Source organism: Paenibacillus xylanexedens (assembly GCF_007680605.1).
Lineage (GTDB): Bacteria > Bacillota > Bacilli > Paenibacillales > Paenibacillaceae > Paenibacillus > Paenibacillus xylanexedens_B.
In genome coordinates this window covers 207,951-224,962 of record NZ_VEIO01000003.1, presented here as the reverse complement: position 1 = coordinate 224,962, position 17,012 = coordinate 207,951, and the positions used below count along the sequence as shown (strand labels likewise).

19 protein-coding genes are annotated in these 17,012 nt (G+C 49.0%); 18 read left to right on the top strand and 1 reads right to left on the bottom strand.

Annotated elements, in window-relative coordinates:
- The first annotated feature begins 67 nt into the window (after positions 1–67).
- The 4 genes from nikB (at position 68) to nikE (ending at position 3,557) form a co-directional block, all read left to right on the top strand.
- Complete coding sequence (nikB, locus tag FS818_RS18820; RefSeq protein WP_090921753.1) at positions 68–1,012, top strand: nickel ABC transporter permease subunit NikB; 945 nt, start codon at positions 68–70, stop codon at positions 1,010–1,012.
- Positions 1,012–1,839, top strand: coding sequence for a nickel ABC transporter permease subunit NikC (gene nikC, locus FS818_RS18815; protein ID WP_145333666.1), 828 nt, complete (start codon positions 1,012–1,014; stop codon positions 1,837–1,839). Before nikB ends, nikC begins: the two co-directional genes overlap by 1 nt.
- A 34-nt stretch (positions 1,840–1,873) precedes the next feature.
- A complete protein-coding gene (gene nikD / locus FS818_RS18810) occupies positions 1,874–2,680 on the top strand; it encodes a nickel import ATP-binding protein NikD (RefSeq protein WP_145333665.1) in 807 nt (268 codons plus the stop codon).
- Between the two features lie 76 nt (positions 2,681–2,756).
- Positions 2,757–3,557, top strand: coding sequence for a nickel import ATP-binding protein NikE (gene nikE, locus FS818_RS18805; protein WP_145333664.1), 801 nt, complete (start codon positions 2,757–2,759; stop codon positions 3,555–3,557).
- Between the two features lie 103 nt (positions 3,558–3,660).
- On the opposite strand, the gene FS818_RS18800 is transcribed toward nikE, so the two are convergent.
- Positions 3,661–4,122 (bottom strand): hypothetical protein, encoded by a 462-nt coding sequence (locus tag FS818_RS18800; protein WP_145333663.1) that lies wholly within the window; start codon positions 4,120–4,122, stop codon positions 3,661–3,663.
- A 253-nt stretch (positions 4,123–4,375) separates the two neighbouring features.
- Between FS818_RS18800 and FS818_RS18795 the strand changes: the two genes are divergently transcribed.
- The 14 genes from FS818_RS18795 to FS818_RS18735 all read left to right on the top strand — a co-directional run.
- On the top strand, positions 4,376–5,452 hold the full coding sequence (locus tag FS818_RS18795) for a phosphotransferase family protein (protein WP_145333662.1): 1,077 nt from the start codon (positions 4,376–4,378) through the stop codon (positions 5,450–5,452).
- Between the two features lie 38 nt (positions 5,453–5,490).
- Complete coding sequence (locus FS818_RS18790) at positions 5,491–6,489, top strand: glycosyltransferase (protein ID WP_145333661.1); 999 nt, start codon at positions 5,491–5,493, stop codon at positions 6,487–6,489.
- Between the two features lie 127 nt (positions 6,490–6,616).
- Positions 6,617–6,904 (top strand): hypothetical protein, encoded by a 288-nt coding sequence (locus FS818_RS18785; protein WP_145333660.1) that lies wholly within the window; start codon positions 6,617–6,619, stop codon positions 6,902–6,904.
- Positions 6,904–7,371, top strand: a complete 468-nt coding sequence (locus FS818_RS18780) for a hypothetical protein (protein WP_145333659.1) — start codon at positions 6,904–6,906, stop codon at positions 7,369–7,371. The genes FS818_RS18785 and FS818_RS18780 overlap by 1 nt, the downstream gene beginning before the upstream one ends.
- 246 nt (positions 7,372–7,617) lie before the next feature.
- Entirely contained in the window at positions 7,618–7,779 is a 162-nt protein-coding gene (locus FS818_RS28885) for a hypothetical protein (protein ID WP_186375543.1), read from the top strand.
- Positions 7,780–7,877: 98 nt separating this feature from the next.
- Positions 7,878–10,115, top strand: a complete 2,238-nt coding sequence (abc-f, locus tag FS818_RS18775; protein WP_145333658.1) for a ribosomal protection-like ABC-F family protein — start codon at positions 7,878–7,880, stop codon at positions 10,113–10,115.
- Between the two features lie 688 nt (positions 10,116–10,803).
- Positions 10,804–11,352 carry a hypothetical protein gene (locus FS818_RS28880; protein WP_260989914.1) on the top strand — a complete coding sequence of 183 codons (549 nt, stop codon included), beginning with the start codon at positions 10,804–10,806 and terminating at the stop codon, positions 11,350–11,352.
- Complete coding sequence (locus FS818_RS18765; RefSeq protein WP_145333657.1) at positions 11,352–11,624, top strand: hypothetical protein; 273 nt, start codon at positions 11,352–11,354, stop codon at positions 11,622–11,624. Before FS818_RS28880 ends, FS818_RS18765 begins: the two co-directional genes overlap by 1 nt.
- A 54-nt stretch (positions 11,625–11,678) precedes the next feature.
- Positions 11,679–13,073 carry a glutathionylspermidine synthase family protein gene (locus tag FS818_RS18760; RefSeq protein WP_145333656.1) on the top strand — a complete coding sequence of 465 codons (1,395 nt, stop codon included), beginning with the start codon at positions 11,679–11,681 and terminating at the stop codon, positions 13,071–13,073.
- Positions 13,061–13,465, top strand: coding sequence for a DUF350 domain-containing protein (locus FS818_RS18755; RefSeq protein WP_145333655.1), 405 nt, complete (start codon positions 13,061–13,063; stop codon positions 13,463–13,465). Before FS818_RS18760 ends, FS818_RS18755 begins: the two co-directional genes overlap by 13 nt.
- Positions 13,466–13,578: 113 nt before the next feature.
- Complete coding sequence (locus FS818_RS18750; protein WP_145333654.1) at positions 13,579–14,526, top strand: nucleoside hydrolase; 948 nt, start codon at positions 13,579–13,581, stop codon at positions 14,524–14,526.
- Positions 14,527–14,734: 208 nt separating this feature from the next.
- Positions 14,735–15,061, top strand: coding sequence for a PadR family transcriptional regulator (locus tag FS818_RS18745; protein ID WP_090921618.1), 327 nt, complete (start codon positions 14,735–14,737; stop codon positions 15,059–15,061).
- Positions 15,062–15,067: 6 nt separating this feature from the next.
- Positions 15,068–16,045, top strand: coding sequence for a permease prefix domain 1-containing protein (locus FS818_RS18740; RefSeq protein WP_145333653.1), 978 nt, complete (start codon positions 15,068–15,070; stop codon positions 16,043–16,045).
- Positions 16,046–16,371: 326 nt separating this feature from the next.
- A partial coding sequence (locus FS818_RS18735; RefSeq protein ID WP_186375542.1) for an S-layer homology domain-containing protein occupies positions 16,372–17,012 on the top strand: 641 nt, incomplete at its 3' end.

Below are 17,012 nucleotides of genomic sequence, written 5' to 3'. Positions count from 1 at the left end.
AGTAATGAACACGTAACACATCAGGCAGCAAGAGCTTGTGTGGCATGGTAAAAGGGAGGAAAGTTTGGTGATCGGCTATATAGGTAAACGAATGATCGCGATCATTCCTATCGTTTTTATCGCTACACTTGTCACTTTTGGGCTAATCCACATTTCACCGGTTGATCCAGCCGAAGCATATCTGACAGCTGCACATATATATCCAACACCAGAGCTGCTGGCGGAGAAGCGACATGAATTCGGTCTGGATCGGCCTTTGCTCACTCAGTATGTGGATACGTTGAAGAGGATGGCCCAGCTGGATTTTGGTACCTCGTATCTCACGAATAAACCGGTGATCGATGAGGTCAAGGATAAGTTCCCGGCTACAGCAGAACTGGCCTTGTGGAGCATTCTGTTCTCTGCACTGGTGAGTATTCCTCTCGGAATTTTGGCGGCGGTATACAAAAATAGCTGGATTGATATGGTCAGCCGGGCGATCTCTTATTTTGGTGCTTCCATTCCGCAGTTCTGGCTAGGTTACCTGCTCATTTTCTTTTTTGCCGTGAAACTGGACTGGCTCCCCGTCGAAGGGCGAGGCTCTTGGGAGAACCTGGTATTGCCTACGCTTACGCTTTCTATGGTGATGATTGCGTTATACACCCGTATGCTGCGTACCAGTGTACTCGAACAATTGCAGGAAGCATATGTGCAATACGCCAGAACGCGCGGCATACGTGAACGGGTCATTATGCTGAAACATGTACTTAAGATTGCCATTACCCCGTTTATTACGGGGATGGGCATGACCATGGGCAGGCTGTTAACCGGAACGATTATCGTAGAACAGGTTTTCTCGTGGCCGGGTTTCGGGCGTTATTTTGTAGAAGCGATCTTTAACCGGGATATTCCGGTGATCCAATGTTATGTCTTTATTTCGGCATGTCTGTTCATCGTGTGTAATCTGATCGTTGATCTGGTACAGCTGTATATGGACCCGCGGATTTCGGCGAAAGGACGGGCAGAGCATTGATGAACCGATGGCAAACGATGTTTCGAGGAAAAAAAGTAATTTGGATTTGCGCTGCGATTGTACTGCTTTTCTTCATTCTGGCATTATTGGCTCCATGGATCGCACCGCATGATCCGGTCAAAGTTAACCTGTTGCAGAAGCTAAAGGACCCATCTGCCGATCACTGGCTCGGCACAGATCATCTGGGCAGGGACAACCTCTCCAGACTTCTTTATGGAGCACGGATTTCAATTGGATTTGCAACGATGATCTTCCTGTCGTCTTTGGTGATCGGGCTTATCGTTGGGTCGATCTCCGGTTATCTGGGCGGCTGGATTGACAATGTTCTGATGCGTTTATGTGAGGGCATATTGGCATTTCCACAGCTGGTACTGGTGCTGGGCATCGTGGGGATTTTCGGCCCGGGTCTGATGCAGATCCTGCTGGCGCTCATGATGGTACAGTGGGTGCATTATGCGCGGATATGCCGAAACATGGTGGTTAGCTTGAAGGAACGGAACTTTATCGCAGCCGCTCGAATTAGCGGTTCCTCCACCTGGACGATCATTCGTAAACATATCATTCCCAATGTGCAGCGTCCTATCGTGGTCATGGGTACACTGGAGATGGGCTGGGCGATTATGGATATCTCGGCACTGTCTTTCCTTGGACTTGGTATTCAGCCGCCTAACGCGGAGTGGGGAGCCATGATTCATGAAGGCACAGGGTATATTCGCAGTCATCCGGAACTGATGATCTATCCGGGTGTAGCCATTCTGCTGGTGGTGATGACGTTTAACATTTTGGGAGAAGCACTGTCTGATCGTTATGGCATTTCCAAAAAGTAATCGTGAAAATAAACTGGACAAGGGGGATGTGACGATGGACGAGGCAGAGATTGTACTTGAAGTGCGTGATCTGGAGGTTAAGCTCAAGACAGCGAAGGGAGCCGTCCCGTTACTGGAACCTGTTCAGTTGAATTTGAAAAAGGGGCAGGTCTTCGGCCTTGTTGGTGAGAGTGGCTGCGGCAAAACGATCACCTGTAATGCGCTGATGCGTTTGCTACATCCTCGCAGGATGGAATCGTCAGGCAGTGTCCGTCTGAACGGAAGGGAGCTTGGCAACTTATCCGAAGAGGAAATGCGGCGCATACGCAGCAAGGATATCGGATTTATCATGCAGAATCCGATGAATGCTTTTACCCCCGTATATACGATCGGCTCTCAATTCATTGAAACGCTGCGAACTCATACGAAGATATCCAAAGCAGAGGCACGGGAACAGGCCATTGATGCGCTGGCTGATATGAAACTTCCAGATCCGGCAAAGCTGATGAAACGTTATCCGTTTCAGCTCAGCGGAGGCATGCTGCAACGAGTGATGATTGCCGTATCCATGTGTCTGCGGCCTGCTTTGGTTATAGCAGATGAGCCTACAACCGCACTGGATGTCGTGAATCAGTTGAATGTGCTCCGGGAATTGGATCGACTTCGCAAGGAGCACGGTACGTCTATTTTGCTCATCTCGCATGATCTAGGTGTTATCTCACAGATGGCAGACGAAGTGGCGGTTATGCAGAAGGGGCGGATCATCGAGCAGGCAGATGTGTATCAATTGTTTGATCATCCGCAGCATGAGTACACCCGGATGTTGCTCAATGCTAGGCCGAGTAGGGCTCTTAGGCATTAAGCAGGGTTCTCCGTCATTGTTCATAAGGGAACAGGATGAGTGGTTTAAGAACGAAGGAAGGAGGGCGATGAACCGGATGTTACACGTACATGAAGTAAGTCATAGCTATGGCAAGCGGAGCTGGCTCCAGCGCTCGGGATCGCGCCCTTCTGTTCTCGAAGATGTTTCGCTTACGATTGAAGAAGGCATGTGTTTAGGACTGCTTGGAACGAGTGGAGCAGGTAAAAGCACCTTGGGCAAAGTTATTCTTGGGCTGGAAAGACCAAGCCAGGGTCAGGTGTTATTTCAAGGCCAGGATATCTATCGAGCGGATAAAACGGTGCTTAAAGGGCTACGTCGTGATCTACAGGTCGTTTTCCAAGACTGTTACTCCGCCGTGAATCCAATGATGACGTCAGCGCAGATTATTGGCGAGCCGCTGGACAATTACGAGCGCCTGTCCGCGAAGGAGCAGCAACGCACCATTGAACAGCTTCTCGTGCAGGTCGGGCTTGCACCGCAGGACGCGAGCAAGCTTCCGCATCAGTTCAGTGGCGGTCAGCTACAACGGGTCAATATCGCCAGAGCCATTGCCCTTAAGCCGAAGTTAATCGTGCTGGATGAATCGATCAGCAGTCTGGATATGGTACATCAGACTCAAATCCTGTCCTTACTGGTAGAGTTGCGAGCGTCGTATGGGCTGTCCTATCTGTTTATCACGCATGACATCCGCGCCGCACTAACGATCTGCGACAGCATCGCCGTGATGGATCAGGGAAGGCTGGTCTATACCGGGGATGCCACGGATTCCATCTTGGAGTCGGATCAGCCTGCTGTCCGGCAACTCGCCTCCTCCATTTTGCCTGAGCATCCGTCAGGGAGAATTGTGTTTGAATAGGTAAGAAAAACCAAGACCAATTTGAGTTACCAAAAGAACCAAGTCGAATGATCGGCCTGGTTCTTTTTTTGTATGCATTGGATTCGGGCGCCGCACTGTATCTTTATTCTAGGTAAACGTTCTTATCCTTCAACGCAAACTGATAGGATGAGGCAATAACCTCAACATAACTGTCATATCCGGCGACAAGGTAATGCTTCAGATCAAGCCGATTTCGGGGATCAAAGAGCGTTCTTTTTTCGTCTAGAATGGGTGAATCTACGACCTGATAGAAGCCGGGATCGGGATGATACCCGTTAGTCTCCCAGAAGGCGACTACATCGTCTTGCTGGCTGATCCCTTCAACCTGACCTGTATGGTGCTCGAAGAAATTAAGCGTGATGCAGCGCAGTTCAGCAACGGTGTCGAAAGTGAGTTCGATTTCTCGATAATGATCAAGAGGCACATCCTCACGCGTTTGCACATCTATACGCAAAGTGACACCGCCGGATTCGGTATAGATGGCCTTCAGATCGGTTGTGGAGATGCAGAAATCTACTTTTTCAGGTATCAGTACAATGCCCATGGTCGTTCCTCCTATGTAAATGTCCAAGTACCCTCACAATCTGTCATTCCATTATATCATTGTCTACAGAGGGATCGGAAAGGAACGAATTGCAAGGGGAGAAAAATTGCGGACATATTGCAAGCGTGGGATGAATGCACTTGTGATCCGCCTCTGCCTCAGTAAGTCCCCCCCTCTTGCGGGCCGTTCATCTGCAACGTATGATGAATAGAAATCCTGTACGGAACGGTAAAACAGAAGGGAGGGTGAGTTTATGAAGAGCATGGAGAATATAGAGGACGCAGAGAATTTCGAGGACATGAGGAATATGGAGAACACTAGAGACAAGCAACAGATGAAGCACATGGAGAATTTAGCGAATGACATATATCCAGAGCGCTGGGTGACATCCGAAGGAACAATAGATGAAAAGCAGGTTACAGCAAGGCAGATTCTCTATAAGGGCATGAACGGAAGACATGTGGAACGGTTTACTGTTCAATCGGGTCAGACTTATATTTTCAAACCGCTGACGAATCCTGCACAGCATGGACGGGAACGCTGGATGTACGAGCATGTGATGGCACAATTGCCACCCGTATATCCGCAGCTCATCGCGGCTTCGGATCAAGCGGCGGCTCCTTCGCAGAGCTGGATGATCTACGAGGACATGGGACAGCTGGAGCATCACTTGTGCGAATCGACGATATTGAATGTTGCCGCACATATGGCAGCTTGGCATGGACTGCCCGTTGCAACGTGGCAAGAACTGCCGCGAGTCGGGCATAAGCCGCCCATTCGGGATATGCTGCATGAACTGCTACAGTACCCGTCAGCAACGGACAAACTGCTACGCGAACTGCATCTGACGTTGTCTGCAGCGGACTGGGACAGACTCACCATGCTGATCCTCACGGCAGGGGATCAGCTTCCGCAAGTACTGTGCCATGGTGATTTGCATCCCGGCAACGTAGCCGAGGTAGAAGGCAGGTTGGTCATTCTGGACTGGGAACATGCCCACTTGAATACGCCGCTGTGGGACGTATACCATCTGCTGGACTTGTCGCATCCGCTCTTTCCTCGACCGATGACGCCGGGGCTGCGGGCGCGGGTCATGAAGGTATATCTGGACAAGCTGGAGAGCCTTGGTGTTCAGGTTGAACGGGGTTCTTTTGCAAAGTGGTACGATGCTTATGGGATGGTATTCTCGCTCTGGATGTTACGTCTGATCGACGGCGATTTACGGAATCCGGACTGTGTGTGGCCGCAGGAACAGCTGCGCAATCAATGGCATGAAACGGCTACGGCGCTGGAGCAGTGCATGGAGCATTTGAACGGGATCAAAGATTAGACGGTTGAAGTTCATTATGGATATAAGGGGTGAAAAGTTTGCGTAAAGTCGGACTGGTTATGCGTAAAATTCAATTCACGGAGGCTCAGGGGCCGCGGGTGTTCGCGGATCGACTGAAGCAGATCGGGCTGGAGCTTGGCGTGGACGTCGTGTTCATCTCGCCGGAGCGTCATGTGAGCGGATACGACTGGCTTCCGGGGTACGAGCATGAGAAGGGTGACCTGGTGAATTATGATATCGTGCTGGATCAGATCCATAGCCAAAATATTGAGCATGTGATCTATACGGTGTCGGGATTTACGTTTCTGAAAATGTTTTTGCCGAAAAGTGTTCTGTTTCCACACAGTTTTCCTGACCCGGCACTGACGGGATATGAGATGATGAAGCCATTCTATACGATGGTGGATAAAGCGATTGTGCAGACGGAGTTTTTGAAAAGAGAGCTTGGGCGCAATTTCGGCGTGCATGACGTGAACGTCATTCCGATTGGCTTCAACGAAGAGCTGGCGCACCGCCATTATGACCCGAGTCAGGTCGTGCATAACCGCGTGCTCTGGATCGGGCGGGATGAGCCGAACCGCCGTCCCGACCTTGTGCTGGAATATGCCCGGCAGAACCCGGACAAAGAAGTGTACATGGTATTTGGCGGTGTGCGCTACCAGGAGAGCATGAAGAAATACGATATCCCAAGCAACGTGAAGCTGAAGTTTGCACTCACCCAGGATGAGATATTTACGTTGATGAACTCAGCGAAAGTGTACTGGAGCTGTTCGGCGTTTGATACGTTTGCGATGCCACTTACAGAAGCGATGGCGATGGGGAAAATGGTCGTGAAGCCCGAGCATGCCTGCTACGGACATATTAGATCCACACATGCCTTTGCCGGCAACGAGGATAATTGGTTTGAATTGGTGAACATGGCTGCGGCTGCGCCGCGCAGTGTATCGGAGGACAACCGCGAGTATGCATTTGGTGCCTTTTCTAGGACGGTTATGAAAGAAGGGTACCGGAACTTTTTTGCAGACTGGCTGAAGTAAGAGCGCCACAGCATGAATATGTATGGGTAAAAAGTAATCAATCTAGTTCATGCTCTATGGAGAGGTTATACCGTAATATAGCTCTGTAGCCGTCAATATAAATATCCAACATTAAGGAGAGGATTTTGTGGATATCGTTATTTTGTGGACGCTTGGGATGTGGTTGGTTCAACTATTGATCGAATGGGTGGTATATCGGGTGCAGGGGCGCCGGATGACGTGGATTCAATCCATTTTGCCGTGTCTGACGTTGCTTGGCGGGGCGGTTATTATTTTGATCAGCATCGATATAGGGGGTTGGAACGGCATCGGGTATGCGCTCCTTGGCGCGGCATTAGGTACATCAGGACTGCTGACGCTGGTCACCGTTGCGGTTACGGCTCTGGTGCTTCGGCGTCGTGGAAGGAACATATGATGAATAGCTTAATCATGGAACATTGGTCTGCCGAACAGCAAGCGTTGCCAGGGGTGAATTGCATCGCTTTTGCAGATGGAACGGTCATTATTTTAGATATCCGCACATATTTCGACCCTAACAACAATGAGCGTACCATGTCTGTTTCTCCTCTGTGTGATACGACGATTGAGAGTATGGTAAAGTACAATCCGGATTGTTGGACGATGGTGGATGCATGGACAAGTGTGGATTATCAGGGTGGGAAAATCATTGGTGGAGACGGGCAAATGGGGAATGAAGGCTTCATTGCTTGTACCGATGCAGAAGATCATTTGGTGTGGGGAATTTTTTTGGAGAATACCAACCCCATCAAAAAATTGAGTGTTAGCGGTAACGCATTAATTGCGATCAATGAGCATGACGAACTGTGCGTGGAGATAAATTTGGAGAATATAGTGGATATCAAGATGGCTTACATGGGGTGATTCGTCTTCTGGGTAGAAGAGTGGTAGAAAATCGGAAGAAGAGCCGTAGAAGATCGTAGAAGATCGTAGGAGATCGTAAGAATGTAGCTGGAGTAGTCAGGAGATGAAGACGGCTGACGGAGAATGATTGCATAAAAAATGCGGGCACCAGCATATGACAGGGATGCAAGGCGCATGAGGTGGTTGCAGAGGTGCAGCCGTCTGTGATATATTGACATTACTTATGACAAAGGGAGGTGAAGACAGGTGAATCACGAGATGCTTAACAACCGTATTAGCCAGCTGCCGATTGCTATGGCTGGCATTGTTCACACTTTTTCGAACAACGGGAGAAGTCTGTCCAATTTTGAATATACGGAAGTTAACATTTGCGAGAAGATGCCTGCCTTGACCTCATTCGGACGATAAGCATATTTGCTTGAATTCTGAAGGGCCGCGGAGCTAACCTCCTGCGGCTCTTTTTGTGTTGCGGTCAGGCTCTTCCAATCCATAGGAGGAACCTTATTATGATCATTATTAGCGCGCAACAGTTGAAACAATATCACGGAGCACATCTGGTGCTGGACGGCATTACTTTTGAGATTATGGAAGGGGATAAAGTTGCCCTGATTGGCCGCAACGGAAGCGGTAAAACCACTTTGATGCGTTTGATGGCCCGGTTAAGCCAGCCGGATGAAGGCCAGTTAATGTTGAAAAAAGATACACGTGTCGGTTACGTTGCCCAAGTACCGGAAGGACTGGATGACCATTCTGTACTGGATGTGCTGGGCCTTGGGTTTCAGGAGTTGATCGTTTGTCGTAACCAGATGAAGGAGATGGAGCAACAGATGTCTGATCCGGCCTGCATAGCAGATCCGGAGCAACTGGAAAGATTGCTGAAACGGTATGCAGCGCTACAGGAGCGGTTTGAACGCGAAGGCGGATACGAGATGGATGCACGGATTGATCAGGTCGCGGATGGCCTGGATATTGCCAAGGCTCATTACGGATGGCGCTTCGGTTCTCTTTCAGGCGGCGAGCAGACGCGTGTGGTGCTGGCTTCACAGCTGATTGCTAGTCCTGACCTGTTATTGCTGGATGAGCCGACGAACCATCTCGATTTGGAGCGAGTGGAGTGGCTGGAAGGATTTTTGCGGGATTACTCCGGCACGGTTATTCTCATCTCGCATGACCGCTATTTTCTGGATCGGGTCGTGACGCGCACTCTGGAATTGGAGGATGGGGAGGCACAGACCGCTGCGGGGGGATACACCGAATATATGAGGGTGAAGGAACAGCGGCTACTGAAGCAATTTGAGGAGTTCAAAGAGCAACAGAAGGTCATGAAAAAAATGAAGGAAACCATTCGCCAACTGGAGGAATGGGGCCGTCTCGGCGGGAACGAAAAGTTTTTCCGCCGTGCAGCCTCCATGCGCAAAGCGCTGGAGCGGATGGAGCAAGTAAAACGTCCTGTGCTGGAACGTCGCCATGCGGATTTTGATGTGCGTCCGACGGATCGGACAGGTAAACGTGTAGCCGTGCTGGAAGACGTGGAGAAACGATACGGTGATCGAGATATTTTACAAGGTGTCTCGGCGTTACTGGAATACGGGGACAAAACGGCCTTGATCGGCCGTAACGGTTCCGGTAAAACCACGCTGTTCAAGCTGTTGCTGGGTGAAGAACAGCCGGATGCAGGCAAGCTGGAATGGGGCGCGCGCGTTGATGTGGGATATCTGGCCCAGCAGGAGGAGCCTGAGAATCCAAAGCTGAGCGTGCTGGAGCACTTCCGTCTGGAAGCAGGCGTAGAGGAAGGGGAGGCTCGTGGCATTTTGGCGAGATATCTCTTCTATGGTGCAGATGTTTTTCGTTCGATAGGACAGCTGTCCGGCGGGGAATGGACTCGCCTGAGGCTCGCGCTGCTGGTACATCGCAAACCCAATGTATTACTGCTGGATGAGCCGACAAACCATCTGGATATTGCCTCAAGAGAAGCGCTGGAAGATTCACTTGCTGGTTTTGAAGGAACCGTGCTGGCTATTTCCCATGACCGATACTTTGTGAATCGCCTTGCCTCAGGTGTCTGGGAACTGGAGAACGGAAAATTGACAGCCTACCTCGGAGATTATGAAGCGTATCGGGAAAAGAAGCTTGATTTGCAGGCACGTGCAGCACAAGGTGGATCGTGGGAAAATCGTGCAGGCGCTGGGAACGGATTGAAAAACGGTAGAAGAGCAGCCGAAAAGGGAACCGGGACGGGGATCGATGGAAAGCCAGCGGTGACGGGGGCAAACAAAAGTGCCAGTGAACCGTGGGGAAGCCGAGAGGTAGGAAAATCCGAAAAAAGTAGGAGAGCACACGGTTCGGAATGGAAAGCGCCGGGAAGCAGAGAGGTACAACGGACCCGACTGGAAGCTGGAGGCGACGGATATAGTGCTGCATCTGCAAGCGGAGAGACCATGTTGGATCAAGCTCCTACGGAGCTTGATGCTGGACAGGCGAACAAGAATGTCGGAAGCGGGCACGGTGACCCCAGTAGCAGTCAAAACCGAAGTCGAAGCAAAAGTGGTGGCAAGGGTAGTAATCACAAATCTGCTCAGCAGCTGGAGGAGGCGATGGCTCGTATGGAGGTTCAAATTCAGGAGCTTGATCAGCAGCTTGAAGAGTTAGCCAATGATTCGGCAGCTCTGGAGCAGACCTGGAACGAGCGGGAACGGTTATCCGCAGCATATGACGAGTTATTGGCTCAATGGGCCGAGATGTGATAGTTGGAGCATTGTGAATGGAGAGGGTGTTTGCTACATTTGCTTCAACAAAGAGATATTTCTAGATGCCTGTAAACAAGTGAAGATGATCATAAAACATGTAAGGTTCGAACATGGGATAAATAAAAGGCTGATTGTTGAAGGTAAATAGCTACAAGTGCAAGGACCTGACTAGAGTACAAGGAAACTAAATAGAGCACAAAGAAACTAAATAGAGCACAAAGAAACTGATTAGAGCACAAAGTACGTAAAGGGCTGTCTCACGGTTGATGCATTTGGTGTGCATGGACTGACATGAGGCAGTCCTTTTCTATGTGGTAGTAAATCAGAATATTCTAACGATCTGAGGAGACGCTATTCGGCTGGTTTTTAGCGATTTAAAATTCTAACGATCACCAGGGACGTTATTTACTAGTAATGTGGAGCTTTTAGCCGATTTCGCTGGTTTTTCTCCGAAATAACGTTTCTCCTGATCGTTAGAATTCGGAAAGGGTGTTTTTCCACAGAATAAGCTCTGTGGTGATCGTTAGCGCATGAGCGGGGGATAAAATGGGTGGGCAAACAGGTAACTACGCGGGCATGTAGGCTGTCGAGTATGCAGGCTGGAGTACAATTATATAGAGAATCATATAAATGTCTGTGTTTCATTTTACATGTCTCGGCGAATAGTGTAACTTTTTTCCTCCTCATGCGTTTAATACGTTTGTGTATATTGAATCGGCTCACCTACGAGCTTGCAGATCGGGAGGGACTTACCATTTATTATTCATTGATGTATCTCAGTTGGTCGGAGGATAAACAGGCAGAAACGGGCGTGCTTGAGCAGGCCTCGGTGACGCGGGATGAACTGTTCATGCGTAAGCTGGTGGATGCTACCCTGATGAAAAACAAACTATGGGCCCATCTGTCCAATGAATGTCAGGATCGGCGGGATCACGCCATTTATGTGACTGCGTATGACCAGCAGATGCCGGAAGGGCACGGTGCTGCTATTGCGGATGCAGCGCTGGGCATGTGTAAAATGTCTTCCATGTACAGCCCGGAATATATGCTGTGGAATGGACGTTCCTTTGAGGAACTGCAGCTTGCGGAATCCTCTGGTTACACGATGGAACTGGCCGAACAGCTGCTGGATCACTACATGGTACGTGGAGGCAAGACGTACGAGTTTTTGTATTCCGTGCTGGATACGGATCGGAAGAAAGTACTGTTTTTCATGAAAGAGGTGGATCTGTAATGAAGGAAGAAAGTGCCAAACCAGGCTCCAAAGCGAAGCTGGTTGCATTCTCGCTGATGCTGGCTGTGCCTGCGGTGCTTGCGGGATGTAGCAGCAATGACGAATGTGACCCCGAATATGATACGGGCTGTGAGTACGACTCCAGCAGCGGTCATTATTATTACGGCGGATCTTCTTATCGCGGAAGCAAAGACGGCAGCAGCTCTTATAAGAGCTCGTCCAAATCCAAATCGAGCGGCTTTGGCAGCTTTTTCCGAAGTTCGGGAGGTTAATGACATCATGAAGCAGGCAAATATTCTCGGCATCATCCGGGGGAGGTTGATGGGATGAGGGAAATGTACTCATTGCCGTTCAGTCATGAGGATATTTTCTCGGGCAGGGCTGGTGAGCAGATCCCCTATCATCGCATGTACGGCAAGCAGTACTGTGTGCCCGCATTGACGGTTTATACACCGGAAGAACTGGAGGAGCTGCACACTGCGGCGGGGGCAGTGGACGCGATCTACGGCAAAGTGATGCGTTTTATTCAGCGATATATGCCGGATTCGTTTCTGGAGCATGCACTTGGCATACATCCGGGGCTGATTCCGGCAGCGCGTATGGAGGCTGTTACAGGGGGAATCACACGTCAGGACTGGATTATTGGCGAAGCGGGTTTGAAATGTATTGAAAATAATACCGACACGCCTACAGGCATTCCTGAATCGGCGGCACTTGAACGCATTTTGATCGGACGGACAGAAGACCGCACATGGACTGCACCATCTGTGCATATGGATGCACGTATTCGAGACTGCTTCCGATCATGGTTAACCTTTTATGCTGAGCAAGGGCTGGAGGGTCCGGTCACATTCACCTCTTACGGTGAGCATGTCGAGGATCGTACGAACACCGCCTACCTGATGGAACGCTGCCGTGAGGCGGGGTATGAGGTAAAGTATGCTCCGCTGGAGGAGCTTGAAATTGTGCCAGGAGAAGCACTGTATCATCAGGGCCGCGAGATTAGGCTGTTGTATCGGCTGTATCCGCTGGAATATCTGATTGGGGATCGGGACGAAACGACTGGTGTGGACATTGGTGTTGCTCTGATTGAACTGGTACGCGAAGGACAGCTTGGCCTGATGAATCCTGTCCAGCATGTGCTGATGCAAAGCAAAGGTTTTATGGCTACCATCTGGTCGCTGTACGAGCGGAATGAGCAGACGCCAGAGTACTGCGGCTTTACGCTTTTTGACGAGGCGGAGATGGAAGTGATCTCACGTTATCTGTTGCCAACCTACTTCACCGCGGAGCCATTTGAGCAGAGCGATGTACCTTACGTTGCCAAGAGCTATTGGGGGCGTGAGGGGCGTGGGACAGTTTTGCTGGATCATCAAGCAGAATCCCTTTCTTATTTTAAAAGGGAGCTGGAGACAGACGTCACAGGGGACGGATATATGCTTCTGAATAAAGATGAGGACGAGGACGAAGAGGTCGCCGCCTATTACGAAAATCAGCCTAAGATATATCAGCAACTTGTGCCAATGGAACAGGCTGTCATTCAGACAGAGGATGGGGAATACCATGGTTATTTGCTGACAGGAGTATTTGTGATTGGTGGGCATTTTGCCGGAATGTTACCCCGAGTCGGGGAGAAAGTGACCGGAGATATGGCGTATTATTGCGCAGCCGCTGTACGTGAAGCCATGAATGATGAGGAGGAGAAGGAATGGAAAAGCTAGGGTTGAACCTTGTGAATGTTGCGGTGGGGATCGGTATTCTGTTAGTGGTGTTGATTGTGGGCTATTATGCATTTAGCAAATTGACCCGGTATAACGACAGTGAGGAAATCGCCAAAGGCAACGAGGCAGCAGGCATGTACATGGGCAGCAAGCTGCTGGGTTTGTGTATTATTGTGGGTATGGTTTCGTTCTCAACGCATGCGTGGCTGGATATGCTGCTGTGGTCGGGCCTCGGTATCCTTATTCTGTGCCTCGTCTATGTCATATTTGATTTCCTGATCCCGAAAATGCGGGTGTGTGACGAGATTGCGCGTGGGAATATGGCGGTAGCACAGTTGTTACGCTCCGTGATCATCGGCGTTTCCATCGTCATCGGTACGTTTTTGATGTAAAATAGATCCTGACGTTTCGCATAGATATATCCGTTGAATCAACATGGTGATTCACACGAGCGGCGTTTGGCGGATATAGAACGAATACTATACAGTAAAAGGAGCGCGGCAGCATGAGAAGAGTCATCATTGATACCGATACAGCAGGAGACGATACGATTGCGATCCTGACGGCATTGCATCATTTTCAGGTGGAAGGCATTACGATTACCGGAGGGAACGTGCAGTTTGACCAAGAGGTTGAAAATGCACTGTACACCGTGCAGGTTGCCGGACACGGCGGCAAGGTTCCGGTATATAAAGGCTGCGAGCGTCCACTCATGGCCTATGGTCAGGCTCAGCATCGTACGGTAGAAGATGTGCATGGCGATGACGGTATGGGCGGCGCGCATTTCCCCAAAGCGGATCAACGTCCCGAGAGCGGGCATGCGGTTGATTTTATAATCGAGAAGGTGCATGCACATCCAGGGGAGATTGAACTGCTGGCCATTGCGCCGCTAACGAACATTGCGATGGCGATTCAGAAGGACCCAACCATCGTTCCTGAGATTGCTCATCTATACATCATGGGCGGAACGAACAATGCATTGGGCAATATTACACCTGCGGCAGAGTATAATTTCTACGTGGACCCGGAGGCGGCCAAAATTGTATTACATGCAGGTATTCCGATTACGATGGTTGGCTGGGAGATGTGCACCCAATATTCCGTAATGGACGATGACGATCATGCCGAGATTGCAGCACTCGGTACCTCTGGCTCCGATTTCTTCATTGCGATCAATAAAGTGGTCATGCAATTCAACAAGTCGGTACATAAATTGAACGGAACAACACATCCGGATACCCTGTTAATGGCGGTAGCCGCAGAAGAGTCACTCATGACGAAGTCTGGTCATTATTATGTCGATGTTGAAGCGGCAGGGGAATTGACACGCGGATACAGCGTGGTGGATATCAACGGACGTTTTGGTAAAGCGCCAAATGTACGTGTCTGTGAAGCGATTGATCGTCCGAAGTTCAAGTCCATGCTACTGGATGTGCTGTCTGCAATTAAGTAATGGCATCGTTAAATGCAGAGCAGGAGAACCGTTTGTAAGTGGTTGATAGAACATGCGTAGACTAAAATTATAGCTCTTAAATCCGTACCTCTAATCAGGTGCGGATTTTTATTTTGCCTATTTTTAACCAAACTACTTCATCTGTCGTAGTAAATGTGCTATACTCAAACTACTACGACAGATGAAGTAATGAGGGGGAATACCTTTTGTGATTAGCAGTGACGTAATACGGGGGTATAATGATACGCTGATCCTCTATATGCTGCTTGAAGGAGAATCGTACGGATACGAGATTTCCAAGAACATCAGGCAACTGACCGATGAAAAGTACGTCATGAAGGAGACCACGCTGTATTCGGCCTTCACCCGCTTGGAGAAAAACGGTTATATTGAATCTTTTTATCAGGATGAAAGTCTGGGCAAACGCCGCACGTATTACCGGATTACGCCAGCTGGCCTGGACTACTACAGGGAAAAATGCGAGGAATGGAAGGTTACGCAAGAGGTCGTTAATCTGTTTATCAGGGAGCTGTGATCGGATATGGAGACAATAATGGTGTATCTGGACAATATGTTTGCGGGATTGCCGAGAAGTCCTGAGGTGGAGCGCATGAAGCAGGAGCTTCTTTCGGGTATGGAAGATAAGTATATGGAGTTAAAGCAGGAGGGCAGATCGGAGAATGAGGCGGTTGGCATTGTGATCTCCGAATTTGGCAACATCGAGGAACTGATGGAAGAGCTCGGTATTCAGACGGAGGATGTTGCGGAAACATATCCAATGCTGACCGAAGAAGAGGTTCACGCCTATCTCGCGGCTAAACGGAGTGCAGGCTTCTGGACGGGGCTGGGCGTGTGGCTGTCCTCAGCGGGAATAGCTTTTCTTATATTAATGGATACGTTGTTCGAAAGCATGGGTACATCATCAGATCAAGGTACGGTCAGTATTGGCTCTGTGCTGGGCATGAGTGGTATGTTTGTATTGGTTGCTCTTGCCGTGGGCATGTTCATCTACAGCGGTATGAAGCTGGGACGGTTTGAGTATATGGAAAAAGGGTTCCAGCTCCCTCGTTCTCTTCTGATGGCTCTTCAGCGAAGCAAGGCAAGCTTTGCACTCACATATCGTGTGGCTCTCATTACAGGCGTGTGTCTGTGCATCCTGTCTCCTGTTTTCATCTTTGCAGGGGCCTATGTGAATGATACCTACGCCGCTTACGGGGTGTCGGCTCTCTTGGCTACAGCGGGGATTGGTGTGTTTTTGTTTGTCTATTACGGTAATATTCAGGGTTCCTATACGACGTTGCTGGAGGACCAGCATCTGAATGCAGCCAAGAGAGAAGAGGCACGAGCGGTACGAGCCGTTGAGGCTGTGGTTTGGCCGCTCGCGACAGCGTTCTTCCTCTTTACGGGTTTCGTCTACCAGCGCTGGGATATTAACTGGGCGATTTTTCCGATTGTCGGCATTCTCTCCGGCAGTTTTAGCAACGTGTATCACATTATGAAAAATAAAAAGCCATCCTGATCTCAACTATAATTCTCCTGAGAGTTTCGATGTACTAACTTTCAGGGGATTTTTTTTAATTTAACTTTTATCACATTCTAACTTTACTTAAAAAGGTCAATTCATCATGAAGACCTACATTCCTATAATGATCTTACTTTTTGTATTAATGGTACCTTCCAGAAAATGCTATACTCTATTTATAGAGATTAGAAAGTGAATGGTCGAATGAAGCACAGAGTCTCTATTCAACATGAGAAGGGAAGGAAGTGAAGAAAAGCTTTGTCTGATCAATAAGTGAAAGATATCAATATCTAAATAGGAGGAAATATATGTTTTATAAAAGGATGATTCAAAAAGTAAACATATTTATCTTAGTTATGAGTATGTTATGTCTGTCAGGTGGGGTTGCCTATGGTCAAGATATGACCTTAGATATTAAAGGGCATTGGGCCCAGCCTACCATTGATAAATGGCTTTCAAAAGGATTGATCAAAGGATACTCCGACGATTCCTTTACACCCAACAATGTAACTACACGTGGAGAATTTGATCGTCAATTTGAATTTTATGAGGAAGCAGGAGTACATTATACGGATCTGTCTGCCTTAGATTGGAATTATTCAGAAGTACAGAGGGCGGTAAAAGAAGGATACATAAAAGGTTATAAATTACCTAGTGAAGAGAAAGTAGCTTTAGCATTTAAGGATTCGTCAGAATTTTCATTGTGGAGTAAAGGTTCCGCAGGTGCTGTATTCTCCGAGAATAACATAGGCTGGAATGTGGATTATGCTGAAGACAATGCAGGCACAGCACAGGTAGTAACACTGGAAATCGAAAATGGAGCGACAGCTCCAGGTTCATATTATGTCTATTTTACAGATGGGGGAGCACTGATCCCCCAACCTATTTCTATCACAGGTACAGAAACTGCAGTAGAAGTAGCGGCGAAAATAGCCGCAGCATTTGGGACATCCATATCGGGGTG